The following is a 15,986-nucleotide window of genomic DNA, read 5'->3' as shown; positions in this document are numbered from 1 at the left end:
ACAGATGGCGCGGCTGGCGCATGCGCATGGCGCCAGATTGATGATGGCTGGATGCGGTTGATTTGGCTCAACACCCGTACCGCGCAGAAATAGACAGTAGCGCGTCCAGCAAAAGCCGTCACGATTGGCAATCGTCGCCAGGAAACAACGAGGCGTTCAATGCAAGATGCAGGCAGCCCGTCCGCCGTTCTCGATAGCGCCGAACTCGATCTGCTTGATCGGTACTGGCGCGCCGCCAACTACCTCTCGGTCGGCCAGATCTATCTGCTCGACAATCCCCTGCTCCGTGAGCCGCTTCGCAAGGAACATATCAAGCCGCGCCTGCTCGGCCATTGGGGCACGACGCCCGGTTTGAATTTCGTCTATGCCCATCTCAATCGCGTGATCAAACACCGCGATCTCGACGTCATCTATATCTGCGGCCCCGGTCATGGCGGGCCCGGCATGGTCGCCAATACCTATCTCGAAGGCAGCTACACCGAGATCTATCCCAGCATCACGCGCGACGTCGACGGCCTGCGCAAGCTGTTTCGGCAGTTCTCTTTTCCCGGAGGCATCCCGAGCCACGCCGCGCCGGAGACACCTGGCTCGATCCATGAAGGCGGCGAACTCGGCTATGCGCTCGCTCATGCCTATGGCGCGGCATTCGACAATCCCGATCTTCTGGTTGCCTGCGTCATCGGCGACGGCGAAGCCGAGACCGGCCCGCTCGCCGCCTCTTGGCATTCGAACAAGTTTCTCAACCCTGCGCGCGACGGCGCGGTGCTCCCGATCCTGCATCTGAACGGCTACAAGATCGCCAACCCGACCGTGCTCGGGCGGATGAGCGACGAGGAAATCCGCCATCTGTTCCTGGGCTTCGGCCATGAGCCGATGTTCGTCGAGGGCGAGGATCCCGCGACAATGCACCGGCAGATGGCTGCCACGCTGGATGCGGCGACCGATCGCATCCGCGCCATCCAGCAGGCCGCGCGAGGCGTATCGCCATCACAAGAGCGGCCACGATGGCCGATGATCGTGCTGCGCAGCCCAAAGGGCTGGACCGGACCCAAGGAAGTCGACGGCCTCAGGGTGGAAGGGTTCTGGCGCGCGCACCAGGTGCCGATTGCCGAAGTCCGCAGCAATCCAGGCCATCTCGCGATACTGGAGCGATGGATGCGCGGCTACCAGCCGGAAACGCTGTTCGACGAGCAAGGCAGGCTGGTTCCGGAATTGCAGAAACTGGCGCCGAACGGCGCGCGGCGGATGGGCGCCAATCCGCATGCCAATGGCGGCACGCTCAGGCGCGAACTGGAATTGCCCGACTATCGCAACTACGCGATCGAGGTCACGACGCCCGGGGGCGTGATCGATGAAGCAACGCGCACAATGGGCAAATTCCTGCGCGACGTCATGAAGCGCAACGAAAGCACGCGCAATTTCCGCATCATGGGTCCGGACGAGACCGCCTCCAACCGGCTCGATGCCGTGTTCGAAGCGACCGATCGCGTCTGGATGGAGGAGATCGAGCCCTACGACGTCCATTTGTCCCGGGACGGCCGGGTGATGGAGGTCTTGAGCGAGCATCTCTGCCAGGGATGGCTCGAGGGTTATCTGCTCACCGGGCGACACGGATTGTTCTCCTGCTACGAGGCTTTCATCCACATCGTCGATTCCATGTTCAATCAGCACGCCAAATGGCTGAAGGTCTCCCGCGGCCTGCCCTGGCGGCGCCCGATCGCCTCGCTGAACTATCTGCTCACCTCACATGTCTGGCGGCAGGATCACAACGGCTTCAGCCACCAGGATCCGGGCTTCGTCGATCTCGTTGCCAACAAGAAGGCGGACATCGTCCGCGTCTACTTCCCGCCGGATTCCAACTCGCTGCTATGGATCACCGACCATTGCCTGCGCACCTACGACCGGATCAACGTCATCGTGGCCGGCAAGCAACCAGCGCCGCAATGGCTGACGATCAAGGAGGCCGCAGTTCATTGCGAGGCCGGAATCAGCGCGTGGCCATGGGCCGGAACGGAAACACCGGATGACGACGTCGACGTGGTGATGGCCTGCGCCGGCGACGTGCCGACGCTGGAGACACTCGCCGCTGTCGACATTCTCCGGAAGCAGACCCCCAAGCTCAAGATCAGGGTCGTCAACGTCGTCGACCTCATGGCCCTGCAGCCGCGCGAGCAGCATCCGCATGGCCTCACCGACCGCGACTTCGACACCCTGTTCACCCGCGACAAGCCGGTGATCTTCGCCTATCACGGCTACCCCTATCTGATCCACCGCCTCACCTATGCGCGCACCAACCACTCCGGCATCCATGTGCGCGGCTTCAAGGAAGAGGGAACGACGACGACGCCGTTCGACATGGTCGTGCTCAACGAGCTCGACCGCTTCCACCTGGCGATCGAGGTCATCAACCGCGTGCCGGGACTTGCGGCCTCCGCAGCGGCCGTGAAGCAGCATTGCCTTGACCGGCTGATCGAGCACGGCAAATATGTCCGCGAGCACGGCGAGGACATGCCCGATATCCGCGACTGGTCCTGGCCGTACGGCACGGCCGCGAACGCCGGCGACTGATGCCCGATCACAAGCGTTGAGGCTGAAGAAGATGCCGAACGCCCTCCTCGTGCTCAATGCGGGATCGTCCACGATCAAGCTGGCGCTGTTTGCGAGCGGCGGCTCAGGCGATCCCGCACCGCTGTGCAAGGGCATGCTCGACCATCATCAGCATCAGCCGCAGATGGTCGTGAAGGATCTGCACGGCAACGTACTGTTCGAGCGGCACGCCGCGGCGGAAGCGGACGACGAGAGCTTCTTCTCGGATCTGTTGCACTGGCTCGACGAATTCCTCGCCGGCGGAACTCTCGTCGCGGTCGGTCACCGCGTCGTCCATGGCGGCCTGAAATTCTTTGAGCCGGTGCAGGTGACGCCGGCCATCCTGCAGGCGCTGCGCGAGCTCACCCCGCTCGCGCCCTTGCACCAGCCGGTCTGTCTGGCGCCGATCGAGGCGATGCAGAAGCTGCGGCCGGACCTGCCGCAGGTCGCCTGCTTCGATACCGCCTTTCACCACAGCGTCGCGCCGCCCATGAGCCGCTTTGCGCTGCCGCGGCATTTCGAACAGGAAGGCGTGCGCCGCTACGGCTTTCACGGGCTCTCCTACGAGTTCATCGCCCGCCGCTTGCGCGAAATAGCGCCGGATCTGGCGACGGGGCGGATCGTGACAGCCCATCTCGGCAGCGGCGCCAGCCTGTGCGCGATGCGCGACGGGCGCAGCATCGACACGACGATGAGCTTCACGACGCTGGACGGACTGATGATGGGCACGCGCTGCGGCGCGATCGATCCCGGCCTGCCGCTCTACCTGCAGCAGCAGCGTGGGCTCTCGGCCGACGAGATCGAGCACGTGCTCTATTACGAGTCCGGACTGCTCGGCGTGTCCGGGATCAGCGCCGACGTGCGCGTGCTCACCACGAGCGACGATCCGCGTGCCGCCGAGGCGCTCGAACTGTTCGCCTTCCGCGCGGGGGCGGCAATCGCCGCGATGACCCACAGCCTGGGCGGCCTGGATGCGATCGTCTTCACCGCCGGGATCGGCGAGAACAGCCCCGAGGTGCGGAAGCGGATCTGCGCCGGCCTTGGCTGGCTCGGCGTGGAGATCGATGATCGCGCCAACAGCGCCAATGAACTCAGGATCGGTGCGAAGACGGCGAGTGTTGCAACCCTGGTAGTCCCGACCGATGAGGAAGCGGCTATCGCCGCTCACAGCCAGGCCTTGATTACAAATCGTTGAGAATGACGAACGGCATTGCCGTCGCTCTCACGGCCGCGATCCGGCGGGATGGTTCGCGCCAAAGGATTTGATGAGCGAGACCGCATTCGCGCGGCACCACAACACCTACTTCACTTCTACTGGCGCCGGCCGGACGGGCTGGCCCAGCCGTCTCGCGAAGACAGGAGTCTCGCCATGAAGAAACTATCCCTCCTCTGTATCGCCCTCGCCGTCGGCCTTTCGACCACCGCAGCATGCGCACGCGGCGGCGGAGGCGGCATGGGACACGGTATGGGTGGCATGGGGATGCACGGAGGCATGCCCATGAGCAGCGGCCTGCCCACGAGCGGGGGCCTGCCGGTGACCGGCGGTGCTTTTGGAACCAGCCCCACCACGCCCGGCACCAACTCGCTCGGAACCGCACTTTCCTCCGAAGGCATAGCCAACGGTCCCCAGAAAGGCCCGCTGCTTGGCACCGATCCCTCGCTCGATCGCGAGGACGCCAAAGTCGACAAGATGATCGGATCGATCTGCCGCGGATGCTGAAGCGGCAGCAAAAGCACCTCGCGGCCCCGCTACACGGACGTTAAGGTTGATCGGTTAGGTTAAGATCAGGCTCGTCTTGAGCTTGGTGGCCGCGATGGTAAGCGAGTTTACCGTACCAGGTTTCCGGCTTATGACCCGACCGGGCTAAATCGAGCTTTCTTTCCGAGAGCCAGGATTGCAGGTGATATCATGTGGAACGGCCGCAAGAACGCACTTATTGGGCTGAGCGCGCTGTTCGCATTCGTCCTGCTTGAATTGTGCGCGGCAATCGCTGCGATCGGCGCGGTGCTCGAATTGGCCATCGGCATCGACGTGCCGGTTCTGCCGTTCCTCACGTCAAACGATTAAGGCGTCCCGCACCTAAAGGGAGTGCGCTGCACCCTCGGTGCTTCGCCGCCACCAGCGTGCAAGCGCAAGCGCCCGTCCCAAAAATTCCTGCAGCCTGACGGTGGCGGCATGATCGGATCCGCTGATTTGACGTGCGATTTGGCAGGCACAACCGTTGCTGGCGAAGCCGGATGCCACCTACTATGCTGCGCCCCTGCAAGCCCCGCCGCGATTCCTGAATTCTTTTCTTTGGAGCCATGAATGTTCAGAACGCCTCTGATAATTCTGTCAGCCCTCGCCTCGATGATTGCTTCTGCCGTTGCTCAGCCTGCCTCTCTCACCTGCAGCGGCTCCCTGTTCGATCCGACTGGATCGGCGCCGTCGTCAAAAAGCGTGACGCTTGCCCTCGGTCCGCCGGTTTCGATCGACACCGGGAATGGCCCGCAGCGCGCTACGGTCGTCAGCAACAACAGGATTCAACTCAGATTCAAAACCAAGGACTTCACGGGCGAGTATTTCCACTACACCAGTGATCTTTTCCTGATCTACCGATCAGGACATCTTGCGCGGTTGACGTGTCAGCGTTGAGCAAGCAGTGCGGCCTCGGGTGTCATGGAAAGGACCTCATGCCCAAGATCGACATCGCCACTGTCCCGAAACGCAAGGGCTCCGGCTACCCGCCGCCATTCGACGCCGCCTGTGCCGAACGCGTGCGGCAGCGATTGGGCAATGCCGGCGGCCTCACCGACTTCGGGGTCAATCTCATGCACCTGCCGCCGGGCAACTGGTCGAGCCAGCGCCACTGGCACTCGGACGAAGACGAATTCGTCTATGTGCTCGAAGGCGAACTGACGCTGATTGAAGATGGCGGCGACACGGTGCTGCGCGCCGGCGATTGCGCGGCGTTTCCGAAAGGCTCCGGTAACGGCCATCACCTCGTCAACAAGTCGGGCGCAATGGCGGTTTATCTCGAAGTCGGCTCGCGCTCGCCAGCCGACGTCACCATCTGCTCGGACGTCGACATGATGAGCTCCAACGCCGACGGCCGGTTCGTGCACAAGGATGGCACGCCCTATCCGGAGCGGTAGAGGGAAATCGGGGTGGCCCCCCTAGCAATTTCAGCGTTTCGCTATTCTCGTGCAGGGATCACGCTTTGATCATCACACGCGAAAGACCAATGGCTCGCCCCAAATCCACCGCTCACCTTCTTGAACGAAGCTATCGAGTTACCGAAGCCTCTCACAATTTGGAGACGCAGCGGACCGGCAAAATTGAAGCCACCGGCAACATCCGAAAATTCGCCGTCAATGATGTCGCCACGTAGCGTGGCTCGAAAAACGTTGGCAAAGTTCCGCTCTTTACTCTGTCCAAACCACCAAACAGTGTTTCCGCGTTGCGCGACAAAGTAGGTACCTGTGTCGTTACCCTTCCAGATTCCCTTCATACTCCTCGGCCCTGTGCACGATGCATGTGCTTCTACCGAGACCGACAACGTCAGGACAAATCCAACGATAGCAATGCCGATATCCGAGCGCATTTTCTTGCTCCCTACCCACTGACGCAGCAATCGTTCGTATTCGACGGCATAAGAGTAAGCCGCCTCCTCCCGCGTGGATCGTCATCGATTCCATGCGCATTACAGAACGACGTTATTCCATGGGTCGGGCAGTCGCGCATCGGACGTTCGTCCGACGCTATTCACCTTCCGGTTGCAAAGATTGGAAACGGAGCGCACTCGCCAGATCGCGCGCTCATGGAAGCCCCTCGACGAGCTCTCTCCGGCTGACCCCGAGACTCCCGACAGTGCACAGCAAATCAGCGGGCGGGACGCAGCACGTCGCTCAAATATTTGATTCCACTAATATTTTGGTCGGGGCAGCTGGATTCGAACCAACGACCTGCAGTACCCAAAACTGCCGCGCTACCAGGCTGCGCTATACCCCGAGCAATCCGCAGGCGATGTCGATACACGGTTAGGCGGGCGCCAGCAAGCCGCTCGCCAGGCGCGATGGTGATCCGATCAGGCTGATCGGATCACCATCGCATCCCCTTTGTTGAGCATGATCTTTCCGGAAAACCGGTGCCCACTTTTCCGGATCATGCTCTATTTGCCATTAAACAGCGGGTGGGCCACCCGGTCACCGGGCTTGATGCCGTATTTCTGCGCCGTGCCCGCGACCACCTCCAGCACGCCCTTGGCGAGCCCGCCGGACGAGATGATCTTGGTCGACAACGGCTCGGTATTCTCCGCGATCCGCAGGATGCGGCCGTCGGCGCGGATGAAGATCATGTCCAGCGACACATAGGTGTTCTTCATCCACATCGACACCTGTTGCTCCGGCGAGAAGTCGAACAGCATGCCTTTGCCGTCGGGCAGCTCCTTCCGGTACATCAGCCCAGTCGTCTTCTCCTCCTCGGTCGTCGCGAGCTCGACGGAGAAGACGTGCACTCCATTCTTGGTGACGATCTCGAGCGGCTGGACCGTCGCAGCCCTTGCGGCAGGGCCCGCGATCACACCACACAGGAGGGCAAGCGACGCAAACAGGGCAACGAGCAGGCGATGCCCGGTGACACGATCGAAAGTCATGGAAACTGCACTCACGGCAAAATCAAATCGCGCGGAACCTAACCCGAGCACCGCGCCGATGGCCAGAGGGCAAAGATATGCCACGCGCCATCCGGCTCACGTTTCCGTTAGAGCTTGCGCAGAAAATCAGTGCGACGACAGCGCCGACGGGCCGGTCTCCGGGTGGATTTCCGCGGCCATCATGCCCTTGGAGCCGGGCCCGAACCGCACCAGCACATATTGGCCGGGGCGCAGCTCGGTCATGCCGAAGCGGCGCAGCGTTTCCATGTGCACGAAAATGTCGGGCGTCCCTTCACCGCAGGTCAGGAAGCCGAAGCCGCGCAGCCGGTTGAACCACTTCACTTGCGCCCGCTCGAGTCCGCTCGTCGGGGTGACTGTGACATGGGTCCTGGGCGGCAGCATCTGCGCCGGATGGATCGCCGTCGTTTCATCCATCGAGAGGATGCGGAACGCCTGATAGCCCTTCGCGCGCTGCACGCATTCAACCACCACGCGAGCGCCCTCGTAGGCCGTCTGATAGCCGTCACGCCTGAGCACGGTGACGTGCAGAAGCACATCTGGCCAGCCATTGTCTGGGACGACGAAGCCGTAGCCTTTCGAGGCATCGAACCATTTGATGACGCCGGAAATCTCGACGAGGTTGGCGGCATCGCCCAAGCCGGAGAACGCATCCGCCGCCGGATCACGCGGTGCTCTCTCCGAGTATTCACCCGGCACAAGCCTACCCTGCCCGGCGCCACCTGATGGTGGACCGCCGAGCTTCTTGGACTCAAATCCGTCCGACCCCATGACCCCGGACCCCGCACATCATCTGCAATCCGTCTCTCTGCGACGGTACCTTATCGGTGCGTTGTTGCACGACCGCTCATGAACAACGCACGCGAATCTCGAATCAAAAGATAACACTCCCGCTTGTATCGCATAGATAAAAAATGAATCTGGCGGGAACTATGAACAGACTTGCACGACCGCGAATCAATTGAGCGTCAATTGCCCACGAACGGCCCAAGCGTCTCGCCGATGTCGTGACGGATCACGAGATCCGCAATGTCGTCCTGATCGGTCGGCTCGTTGTTGATGATCACAAGCCTCGCACCGCAGTTCTTGGCCATCATCGGAAATCCGGCCGCGGGCCACACCACCAGCGAAGACCCGATCGCAAGGAACAAGTCGCAGTGCTGCGCAAGTTCCGTCGCCCGTCGCATCGCATCCTCCGGCATCGCCTGGCCGAACGAGATGGTTGCGGTCTTGATGGGATCGCCGCAGTCGGTGCAATCGGGCGCACTGCCGTTCTCGTCAAAGCGCTGCTTGACCCACGGCAATTCGTACGCCCTGCCGCAACCGATGCAGCGCGCATAGGTCGTGTTGCCGTGCAGTTCGACCACATGATCCGATTTGAAGCCGCTCATCTGATGCAGGTTGTCGATGTTCTGGGTGACGATCGACGGAATCTTCCCCGCGCGATAGAGCGAGGCGAGCGCGCGATGCCCGCGCCCGGGCTTCGCCGCCATGAAGATCGGCTCCATCGCAAAGCGCCGGCGCCAGGCCTCGTCGCGCGCGTCGGCACTTGCAACGAATTCGTCGAATGGAATTGGCCGGTTGCGCGTCCACAGCCCGCCGGGCGAGCGGAAGTCGGGAATCCCGCTCTCGGTTGAAATGCCGGCACCAGTGAAGGGAACGATGGTGGAGGCCTCGGCGATCAAATTGCCGAGCGCCTCGACACCGCTGCGCAGATCTTTTGTAATCACGTGAGAAACCCGAGTTGACCGCGCGCACTATAGCACGGCCAACCGGACCGAGGGATCGCACCTAGGATGCGGCTCTCAGGCCGCCTTTGTCACAACCGCCTGGTTTGTCACGCCGCTTTGGCGACCGGCTCCTTCGCCTCGTTCGGCTCCTTCACCTCGTCGCTCTTCTTCGTCTTCGCAACCGGCGCGGCATCGGACTTCTTCACCGGCTTGCCGTATTGGGCAAGCTTCTCCAATTCCGCTTCGAGTTCGGCGCGGCGCGCCGCGACCTTCTCGAACAGCTTGTCGGTCGCGTACTCGCGCAAGCTTGCGAGTTCTTCGATGCTTAGTGAATCCAGATCGATCTTTGCCATGAACGGCCTCCCCAGTTTCTCTTTTTGGCTAGCGGGGCCGCGGAGAAGCGACAAGCAGCGTACGCGCCTTATCCACCGCCTTCGCTGCCCATCATCTCACCACAATCCTGCACCGGCTCCTCCCCATTGGCGCCCCATTGGGGAGGCGAATTCGCCCCCGATGACATTACGATTACAGGGATGGGCCATGATCGAAGCCATGACCGAAGACGCCATGACCGAGAAGGAAGAGCTGCTTGCACGTGAACGCGAAGAGATCGCCGCTCGCATCGCCAGCTTCAAGGCGACCCAGCAAAAGTTCGAACGCGAGCGCCAGGAGTATTACGAGAGCACGCTTGGCAGCGCCTGGCACGGCTATCAGCAGGCACCGATCGAGACCGATTAGGCGCTCGCAGCACAAGTGGAGTCAAAAAGCCCGGGGCGCGTCGCTCCGGGCTTTCTGTTACCAATAAGGATCCCAGTAGGCGCGCCGATAATAAGGGCCGCCCCCGTAGGCGTAAGGACCACCGCCGTAGTAACGTCGATACCCGTAGCCGCCATAATAGGCCGGGTAGTTGTAGTAGCTCGGTCCGTAGTATCCGCCGTAGTAGCCCGGGCCGTAACCGTAGTAGTAGGGGCTGGACGCTGCGGCAGCGCCCGCAATCAGTGCGCCCGCGGCGAGACCGAATGCCAGGCCCGGACCTGCACCCCGCCAGCCCCAGCCGCCGCCGCGCCAGTACGCCTCGGCCGGCGAGCTCATTGTGGTCGCCCCCAGCGCGGCGACCGTAGCCAAAACTACGAAAGCCTTTTTCATCCTCGCCTCCTTAGGGATTCATCCGCGGCTCCAACGCAGAAATTCCCGATTGGTTGCATCGGGAACCCGCGGGCCTATCGGGGCGGCGCTGGCAGCGCTTGGACGGGCCGCCTCCCTTCGAGCTATGCAACTCGGCCGGACCACCCATGGATTGGGGGCAGGAACAAACCACGACCTCTGCGCGTATCGTGCTGCAGAAGGGGTAATCGCCATGCCGGTCTGGCTGGAAATTCTGATCAACATCATCGGCTATGGCGGGTTCATCGCCATCGCGATGTATCACCGCTCCTCTAGCGAGAAATTGCCCGGACAGGATCCGCGCTAATTCGCCTTGTGCGGTTCGCCCGCGGTGCGCACCAGGCGGTCGGCTTTCACCAGCACGCGTCCATCGTCCGCCTGCGGCCGCAGCGAAAAGCTGATCGCGACGAAGGCGAGACAAAACAACAGCCCCACCAGCATCACGCGCCGGTGAGTTCGCCTGTCTGCATTGTGGAATGAAGGGATCATCATGGCTCGGGTTCCGCACCTGATCCCTACGCGCAACCTCCGGTTATCGCAACGCGATCCTGCCCTTAACCTAACTGAATAGCGTTATCGGCTGCCCCGAAAGAGATCGTTAGGAACACGGCGCCGCACGGGCGCCATCCGCTTCCTCTCGTCCCCAGCTTATCCGCAGCAAATCCACAGGCCGCCGGACCGGCCTTTGCCAAGCATTTCCTGATCTTGCTGCGCAGCGATCCACACACGCCCCGCCCTGCTCGCGATCGGAGTTCCCGGACGTTTGGACAACCGAATTCATCCCCATTAACCGCACCTCTTTAGAAAACGTAAATGCGGATCTGGGATTTTTGGGCAGGAGGTTGCCGTCATGGTCATCTACCCCGTCCCTGCCGCGGTGACGCAGGCGAAGGTTCAGCTCGTCATCGACGAGACTGCAAAAGCGCCGCCGCATCAGATCAATGCCGATGTCCAGAGCGTCATCGACGCCCAGACCCAAGCCGAACGCGAGGCGCTGCTGGACCGCAAGGCGTGACGGCAAGCGCCTCCGCGTTCTCCTGGCGTGAATGCCGAACCGCGCCAGCGCTTAGTCGTTGGATTTTGGCCCGCCATGATAGCGGTGGGCGTCGCCATCGCTCATTTGCGGTGCCATCTGCTGATCGGCCGCCGTTTCCTGCCGCGGCGTTGAGGCGTCCGAACGTGCGAACGCCTGTCCGGACGTTGCCGCCACCGCCACGATCGCCGTGGCCAGAATGATGCTTTTCATGGATCTGCCCTCGCTGCGTACGTCGCCTCGGTTCCGACATGCGCGCGGCGGCATAGGAATGCGATGCAGGCTCAAACGCTTGTGTAAAAAGGTGAGATCAGAACACCAGGCCGTTGCGGCATGCCGCGCGCGGCCTTGAGACCCGTGACAACACTCCGCAGGAACACTTCTGATCGTCACGAATTGAGTAAGCATCAGGAAGTGCCGGTAGGAACACTCCCCCTGCCGCCTACCGGCTAAGAAGCCCCGCGATGCCCCCGTCGCGGGGTTTTCTTTTGAACCTCTTTTGCACGCCGACAGACATAGTGGAACTGGGGATTTCAGGGCCCAGTAATTCGCGGCAGCGTCGCCCGGAGAACATACTCCTCTAGGCGGCGCTGTTGCTTTTTGAAAATTCAACCTTAAGTTATCGACTGAAGCTGGCGGCTCGCGCCCTGAATCCCCAGACCGTCAGCCCGAAAGCCCCGTGCCCCCACGCGCGGGGTTTTCTTTTTCGGACTTGTTCTGACTCTTGGGCAATTCACCGGCGCCGCTCACGACAGCGTCGCGATGATCGTCTGCACCTGGTCAGACGCTGACGCGACGAGGCCATCGAATGACGTTTGGCCGTGAGCCGCCGCTCTCAGAATACGTTCGGCCACCGCCGCCTTGACGCCAAACACCGATTGATCGGCGGGAATTTTCGCCATGACCGCTTCCAGCGCGGCCCGCATGGTCTCGATGAGTTCAGGACTGTATGGCATAGCGTCCTCCCCGCGCGGCAAGATAGTCGGAGCGCTGTTGCCTGCCACTCACAAGCCCGAGACTCACGACCATGTGTCGTTGCGGGTTTCAATGAATTCGGGCGGAGATCGCTTGCCCGCCTCGCTATCCAAATACCCACCAGATCAGGGGACCACCGAGTCCGACGAGAATGGCGAAACAGAGCGTGAGGCGGCCGATCTTCTGCAGCGTGGTCACCTGCGAGAAGTCCCGGTCAGGCATGCGGCCCAATCGACGCCCCGTCCAATCCAGGGCACGCCCCATCAACCCAGCGACCAGTTCGAACAGATACGGGACAACGCCATCCATGGCCTCACCTTGGCACAGCCAGTGCTTCCACTTTGTTACACGGGAGCCCGTTCGACACCCTGCCCTTCACAGCCTTTTCTGATATCTAGGGCGTGATCCGGAAAATTGGATGCCGTTTTTCCGAAAGGGTCATTCTCAAGCAAAATGATCGAGCGGGATGATTAATCATCACACCTTGGTCTCGCGAACCGCCCAAACCAGACGCTACAACCCCCCAGAGGGAGCCAACACCATGCGTTATCTCCACACCATGCTGCGCGTGCGCAATCTCGACATCGCGATGAAATTCTACCAGGACGCGCTGGGGCTGAAGGAAGTGCGCCGGATCGACAACGAGAAGGGTCGCTTCACGCTGGTGTTCCTGTGTGCGCCCGAGGATGTCGACCAGTTGAAGAAGCTGCCGAGCACGCGCGGCGCGCCGCTGGTCGAGCTCACCTATAACTGGGACGAGGAGAAATACGGCGAGGACCGCCATTTCGGCCATCTCGCCTACGAGGTCGACGACATCTACGCGACCTGCGATCGGCTGATGAAGCTCGGCATCACCATCAACCGCCCGCCGCGCGACGGCAACATGGCGTTCGTGCGCTCGCCGGATCTGCACTCGATCGAGCTGCTGCAGAAGGGCGATCCGAAGCCCCCGGCCGAGCCGTGGCTGTCGATGCCGAACACCGGCCACTGGTAGCCCTCGCGCAAACACTGCGCGCACGTCAGGTCACAGCATGAGCGCTGCGATCCATAACGGAACGAGCGTGTGGATCGCGCGTTTCCTCACCGATACGAATGGAGGAGGAAACGATGGCAAGAGGACTCTTGCTGTGGCTGCTTGGCGTGCCAATCCCGGTGATCATCCTGTTGTGGCTGTTCTTCGGACACTGATCGCACGCAGCCCACCCAACCCAACAAAATCAGGTGCCGCTCAGCGGGCCTGATTTTTTGTTGGTGCGGGATGATCGGGATCGCGCTTTCTGCTATTCCGCCGTCAACGCAAGAAGGCATGGGAGAAAGACGCGTGGCGGAAAAATATCAACTCACGGTTTGGGGCCGGGCCAACTCGGTCAACGTGAAGAAAGTGCTGTGGTGCCTCAGCGAGCTCGAGCTGCCCTATCACCGCATCGATGCCGGCATGGAGTTCGGCAAGAACGACCAGCCGGACTATCTCGCAATGAACCCCAACGGCCGCGTGCCGACGCTGGTCGACGGCAGCTACACGCTGTGGGAATCCAATTCGATCATGCGCTATCTCTGCCTCGCCTATGGCGAGGGCTCACCGATCTATCCGGCCGCGCCGCGCCAGCGCGCCAGCGTCGATCGCTGGCTCGACTGGACGCTATCGACGCTGCAGCCGGTCGACCGTCCGGTGTTCTGGGCGCTGGTGCGCACACCGCCGGAGAAGCGCGACATGGCCGTGATCCAGAAGGACGCCGATGCCGAAGCCGAGGTGTGGCGGATTGCCGATGCGCAGTTGGCGAGCCGGCGCTTCATCGACGGCGACGGGTTCACCATCGCCGACATCGCGATCGGTGCCTTTGCACGGCGCTGGTTCGGCGTCGAGGGCATCACCAAGCCGAGCCTGTCCAATCTGGAGCGCTGGTTTGCCGAGATTTCCGCACGCCCGGGCTTCGTCCAGTTCCTGGCGCCGCCATTGTCGTGAGCTGATTTCACAGAGCGTTTTCGAGCGAAGCATGCCCTCGGACTTGATCCGAGGGTGGGCACCGGTTCGCGTGAAGAAAACGCGTCAAACAAAGAATCTAGAGCTTCGTTTTCGATTCAATCAGAACCGAAGCTCTAACGCCCGCCGATCGACACGCCGCCGCCAATGTCGATGGCGCCGCCGATCTTGATGCAGGTGTCGGAACCCTCGATCCTGACGAAGCCGGCGCCGTATTCTGCGCACGCATTGGGCCGCGCGACTCTCTTCAGCGGGAGCGGCTTTGCGGAAGCCGTTGCTTTACCGGACTTGGTTCGATGAGGCTGCTCCGCGAGTGCGATTGCCGGCAGCAGCGCGAGGACGAGGATCAGCGTCTTTCGCATCGGGCCTTTTAACGCGCGAAGGCGGGAACTGCTAGCTCACGAACTTGACGCCCACCGTCCTGCCGCGGCGCCACACCACCTCGCAGGGCCGTCCGGTGCGGGTGTCGCGCGAGAACGCCAGGCGCAATTTTCCAGGCAGCGTGTTGGGATCGTCGATCGTGATCTTGGCGCCGGTGGACGACATGTCCTGCACCACGCAGGGCCGCGCGGCGAATCCGCCCTCCAGCGTGATCCACCCGGGCTGGTGCATCGATTTGCGCGCCTCGCGCTTCTTGCGGCTGAACGCCATGGCCGACGCCTACGGCACCAGGCTTTACAAAGCGTTGCGAAACACCCGCGGTTTTTCGGGTATCGGCGCCTGTGCTGATCGATCCGGGGACGGCTGCAAAAAGGGCCGTCCTGCGGCTTGCCCCCCCATCCAATCACCACTATACGTTCGCTCCGTCGCCGCCAGTAACCGTCGGCGGCCGATCTGGCATATCCCGCGGCTAACGCATTGATTTGCTGATTGTTTTGCTCCCTTCGTCTATCGGTCAGGACGCCACCCTTTCACGGTGGAGAGAGCGGTTCGATTCCGCTAGGGAGCGCCAAAAGCCAATGAAATCAAAGAGATAGCCGGACAGGTTAGCCAAGGCGGTTAGCCGCGCCCCCCGGTCTCGGAAGCGCGGCTCCAGTTCCTAGTCTGCTCAGCACGTCGCACCGCAAGCGCTAGCGGCTTGCCGCCGGTAGCCGCGAAGCTCACTTTCAGCTGATGGGCACCAAGTCACGCGAGACCATCTTCGGCGCGTCCGTGCGCGCCGCCGCTGAGCAGGCCGCCGAAGCACGCCAGCGCGCCGAATCGGCTCGCCTGTGAAGCCTGGAACAAGCGCATGCTGGCGTTCCAGGGCCCGGCGCAGCCTTCGCCCGCCCTCGGCGACGCACTCAACGCCGGCTACGCCTATCTCGAGGTGAAGTGTCTCGGCTGCGAGACGCACCAGACGGTCGCCCTCGATATCGTGCGCCGGCCGAAGACGACGCCGATCCATGAGCTTTAGCGCTACATGCGCTGCAAGCTGTGCTCCGAAGAGCGAGGCTATCCCTACAAGCGCAGCCATCTCGCGGCGCTGCGGCCGACGAAGATATCCGCGCAGGATCCGCCGTCGACCTGCTGGCCGGGTGAACGCTGAACGATCGGAAAGTCCTATGGTCACCCGGTTGGCAAGAGTGGACTCTCAAGCTCCCTTTCTGTTGGCCACGTCGTGAGAATGGCACCGCTCGGCCGAATTACTGCGAGAAGAAATTGGGAACGAACGCTCGCGTCACGATTTTAGAAGGTGTGAGACCGCCACTCGCCGTTAAACTACACGGCGCATGTCGCGGATAGCCAAAGGTCACAAAGACCCGCTGTTTCAGAACAAGCGCTCGCGCAGATAGCCAAAAGCGGCGGTCTCCGGTTCCATTCGGAATTGCCAGCGGTACTCGCTAGCGGAGGGCTAGTTGGTGCCGGGTTTCTGTTGGTTTTCT

The 15,986-nt window shown here is 62.0% G+C and carries 22 protein-coding genes, 2 tRNA genes and 1 pseudogene; 12 read left to right on the top strand and 13 right to left on the bottom strand.

Features of this window, described 5'->3' with window-relative positions; translation table 11 throughout:
• Positions 1-159 precede the first annotated feature (159 nt).
• The 6 genes from AC5ZG5_RS06090 (at position 160) to AC5ZG5_RS06065 (ending at position 5,721) form a co-directional block, all read left to right on the top strand.
• Positions 160-2,568, top strand: coding sequence for a phosphoketolase family protein (locus AC5ZG5_RS06090; protein WP_456641582.1), 2,409 nt, complete (start codon positions 160-162; stop codon positions 2,566-2,568).
• A gap of 31 nt (positions 2,569-2,599) precedes the next feature.
• On the top strand, positions 2,600-3,781 hold the full coding sequence (locus AC5ZG5_RS06085; RefSeq protein ID WP_456641581.1) for an acetate/propionate family kinase: 1,182 nt from the start codon (positions 2,600-2,602) through the stop codon (positions 3,779-3,781).
• Between the two features lie 174 nt (positions 3,782-3,955).
• A complete protein-coding gene (locus AC5ZG5_RS06080; protein ID WP_456641580.1) occupies positions 3,956-4,306 on the top strand; it encodes a hypothetical protein in 351 nt (116 codons plus the stop codon).
• Between the two features lie 189 nt (positions 4,307-4,495).
• Positions 4,496-4,654 carry a hypothetical protein gene (locus tag AC5ZG5_RS06075; RefSeq protein ID WP_155255395.1) on the top strand — a complete coding sequence of 53 codons (159 nt, stop codon included), beginning with the start codon at positions 4,496-4,498 and terminating at the stop codon, positions 4,652-4,654.
• A gap of 282 nt (positions 4,655-4,936) precedes the next feature.
• Positions 4,937-5,221 carry a hypothetical protein gene (locus AC5ZG5_RS06070; protein ID WP_456641579.1) on the top strand — a complete coding sequence of 95 codons (285 nt, stop codon included), beginning with the start codon at positions 4,937-4,939 and terminating at the stop codon, positions 5,219-5,221.
• Positions 5,222-5,259: 38 nt separating this feature from the next.
• Positions 5,260-5,721, top strand: a complete 462-nt coding sequence (locus AC5ZG5_RS06065; protein ID WP_456641578.1) for a cupin domain-containing protein — start codon at positions 5,260-5,262, stop codon at positions 5,719-5,721.
• A gap of 41 nt (positions 5,722-5,762) precedes the next feature.
• Here the strand turns inward: AC5ZG5_RS06065 and AC5ZG5_RS06060 are convergent, their stop codons facing one another.
• The 6 genes from AC5ZG5_RS06060 to AC5ZG5_RS06035 all read right to left on the bottom strand — a co-directional run bounded on the left by AC5ZG5_RS06060 (position 5,763) and on the right by AC5ZG5_RS06035 (position 9,321).
• The gene (locus AC5ZG5_RS06060; protein ID WP_456641577.1) at positions 5,763-6,170 is read right to left on the bottom strand and encodes a hypothetical protein; all 408 of its coding nucleotides are present in this window, start codon (positions 6,168-6,170) and stop codon (positions 5,763-5,765) included.
• A gap of 330 nt (positions 6,171-6,500) precedes the next feature.
• Positions 6,501-6,577 (bottom strand) — tRNA-Pro (locus tag AC5ZG5_RS06055).
• Between the two features lie 160 nt (positions 6,578-6,737).
• Positions 6,738-7,220, bottom strand: coding sequence for a DUF192 domain-containing protein (locus tag AC5ZG5_RS06050; RefSeq protein ID WP_456641576.1), 483 nt, complete (start codon positions 7,218-7,220; stop codon positions 6,738-6,740).
• Positions 7,221-7,346: 126 nt separating this feature from the next.
• Entirely contained in the window at positions 7,347-8,009 is a 663-nt protein-coding gene (locus tag AC5ZG5_RS06045; RefSeq protein WP_130225698.1) for a cold-shock protein, read from the bottom strand.
• A gap of 197 nt (positions 8,010-8,206) precedes the next feature.
• Positions 8,207-8,968 (bottom strand): SIR2 family NAD-dependent protein deacylase, encoded by a 762-nt coding sequence (locus tag AC5ZG5_RS06040; RefSeq protein ID WP_456641575.1) that lies wholly within the window; start codon positions 8,966-8,968, stop codon positions 8,207-8,209.
• A gap of 107 nt (positions 8,969-9,075) precedes the next feature.
• Positions 9,076-9,321: a hypothetical protein gene (locus AC5ZG5_RS06035; RefSeq protein ID WP_456641574.1), complete on the bottom strand. Its 246-nt coding sequence runs from the start codon at positions 9,319-9,321 to the stop codon at positions 9,076-9,078.
• 187 nt (positions 9,322-9,508) lie between these two features.
• Between AC5ZG5_RS06035 and AC5ZG5_RS06030 the strand changes: the two genes are divergently transcribed.
• The gene (locus tag AC5ZG5_RS06030) at positions 9,509-9,706 is read left to right on the top strand and encodes a hypothetical protein (RefSeq protein ID WP_208826698.1); all 198 of its coding nucleotides are present in this window, start codon (positions 9,509-9,511) and stop codon (positions 9,704-9,706) included.
• A gap of 57 nt (positions 9,707-9,763) precedes the next feature.
• Here the strand turns inward: AC5ZG5_RS06030 and AC5ZG5_RS06025 are convergent, their stop codons facing one another.
• Together AC5ZG5_RS06025 and AC5ZG5_RS06020 are read right to left on the bottom strand one after the other, a co-directional pair.
• Complete coding sequence (locus tag AC5ZG5_RS06025; protein ID WP_456641573.1) at positions 9,764-10,114, bottom strand: hypothetical protein; 351 nt, start codon at positions 10,112-10,114, stop codon at positions 9,764-9,766.
• Positions 10,115-10,435: 321 nt separating this feature from the next.
• On the bottom strand, positions 10,436-10,624 hold the full coding sequence (locus tag AC5ZG5_RS06020; protein WP_130225694.1) for a hypothetical protein: 189 nt from the start codon (positions 10,622-10,624) through the stop codon (positions 10,436-10,438).
• A 358-nt stretch (positions 10,625-10,982) separates the two neighbouring features.
• On the opposite strand from AC5ZG5_RS06020, the gene AC5ZG5_RS06015 reads away from it, so the two are divergent.
• Positions 10,983-11,147: a hypothetical protein gene (locus AC5ZG5_RS06015; RefSeq protein ID WP_208826239.1), complete on the top strand. Its 165-nt coding sequence runs from the start codon at positions 10,983-10,985 to the stop codon at positions 11,145-11,147.
• A 51-nt stretch (positions 11,148-11,198) separates the two neighbouring features.
• On the opposite strand, the gene AC5ZG5_RS06010 is transcribed toward AC5ZG5_RS06015, so the two are convergent.
• The 3 genes from AC5ZG5_RS06010 to AC5ZG5_RS06000 form a co-directional block, all read right to left on the bottom strand.
• A complete protein-coding gene (locus AC5ZG5_RS06010; protein WP_456641572.1) occupies positions 11,199-11,378 on the bottom strand; it encodes a hypothetical protein in 180 nt (59 codons plus the stop codon).
• A gap of 533 nt (positions 11,379-11,911) precedes the next feature.
• On the bottom strand, positions 11,912-12,121 hold the full coding sequence (locus AC5ZG5_RS06005; RefSeq protein ID WP_130225693.1) for a hypothetical protein: 210 nt from the start codon (positions 12,119-12,121) through the stop codon (positions 11,912-11,914).
• A gap of 124 nt (positions 12,122-12,245) precedes the next feature.
• A complete protein-coding gene (locus AC5ZG5_RS06000) occupies positions 12,246-12,449 on the bottom strand; it encodes a hypothetical protein (protein ID WP_130225692.1) in 204 nt (67 codons plus the stop codon).
• Between the two features lie 232 nt (positions 12,450-12,681).
• Here AC5ZG5_RS06000 and AC5ZG5_RS05995 point away from each other — a divergent pair, with 232 nt between their 5' ends.
• Positions 12,682-13,134 carry a VOC family protein gene (locus AC5ZG5_RS05995; RefSeq protein ID WP_130225691.1) on the top strand — a complete coding sequence of 151 codons (453 nt, stop codon included), beginning with the start codon at positions 12,682-12,684 and terminating at the stop codon, positions 13,132-13,134.
• Positions 13,135-13,461: 327 nt separating this feature from the next.
• Positions 13,462-14,103, top strand: coding sequence for a glutathione S-transferase family protein (locus AC5ZG5_RS05990; RefSeq protein WP_245474691.1), 642 nt, complete (start codon positions 13,462-13,464; stop codon positions 14,101-14,103).
• 134 nt (positions 14,104-14,237) lie between these two features.
• On the opposite strand, the gene AC5ZG5_RS05985 is transcribed toward AC5ZG5_RS05990, so the two are convergent.
• Complete coding sequence (locus AC5ZG5_RS05985; RefSeq protein ID WP_208826234.1) at positions 14,238-14,483, bottom strand: porin; 246 nt, start codon at positions 14,481-14,483, stop codon at positions 14,238-14,240.
• A 31-nt stretch (positions 14,484-14,514) separates the two neighbouring features.
• A complete protein-coding gene (locus AC5ZG5_RS05980; RefSeq protein ID WP_028168579.1) occupies positions 14,515-14,772 on the bottom strand; it encodes a PilZ domain-containing protein in 258 nt (85 codons plus the stop codon).
• A 226-nt stretch (positions 14,773-14,998) separates the two neighbouring features.
• Between AC5ZG5_RS05980 and AC5ZG5_RS05975 the strand changes: the two genes are divergently transcribed.
• Positions 14,999-15,073: transfer RNA gene (locus AC5ZG5_RS05975), tRNA-Glu, on the top strand.
• A gap of 161 nt (positions 15,074-15,234) precedes the next feature.
• Positions 15,235-15,649, top strand: a pseudogene (locus tag AC5ZG5_RS05970) (hypothetical protein).
• The last annotated feature ends 337 nt before the right edge of the window (positions 15,650-15,986 follow it).

The organism is Bradyrhizobium sp. Ses1, from assembly GCF_059512365.1.
Note: the sequence above shows the minus strand (reverse complement) of the source record. Positions and strands in the feature narration are given on the sequence as shown.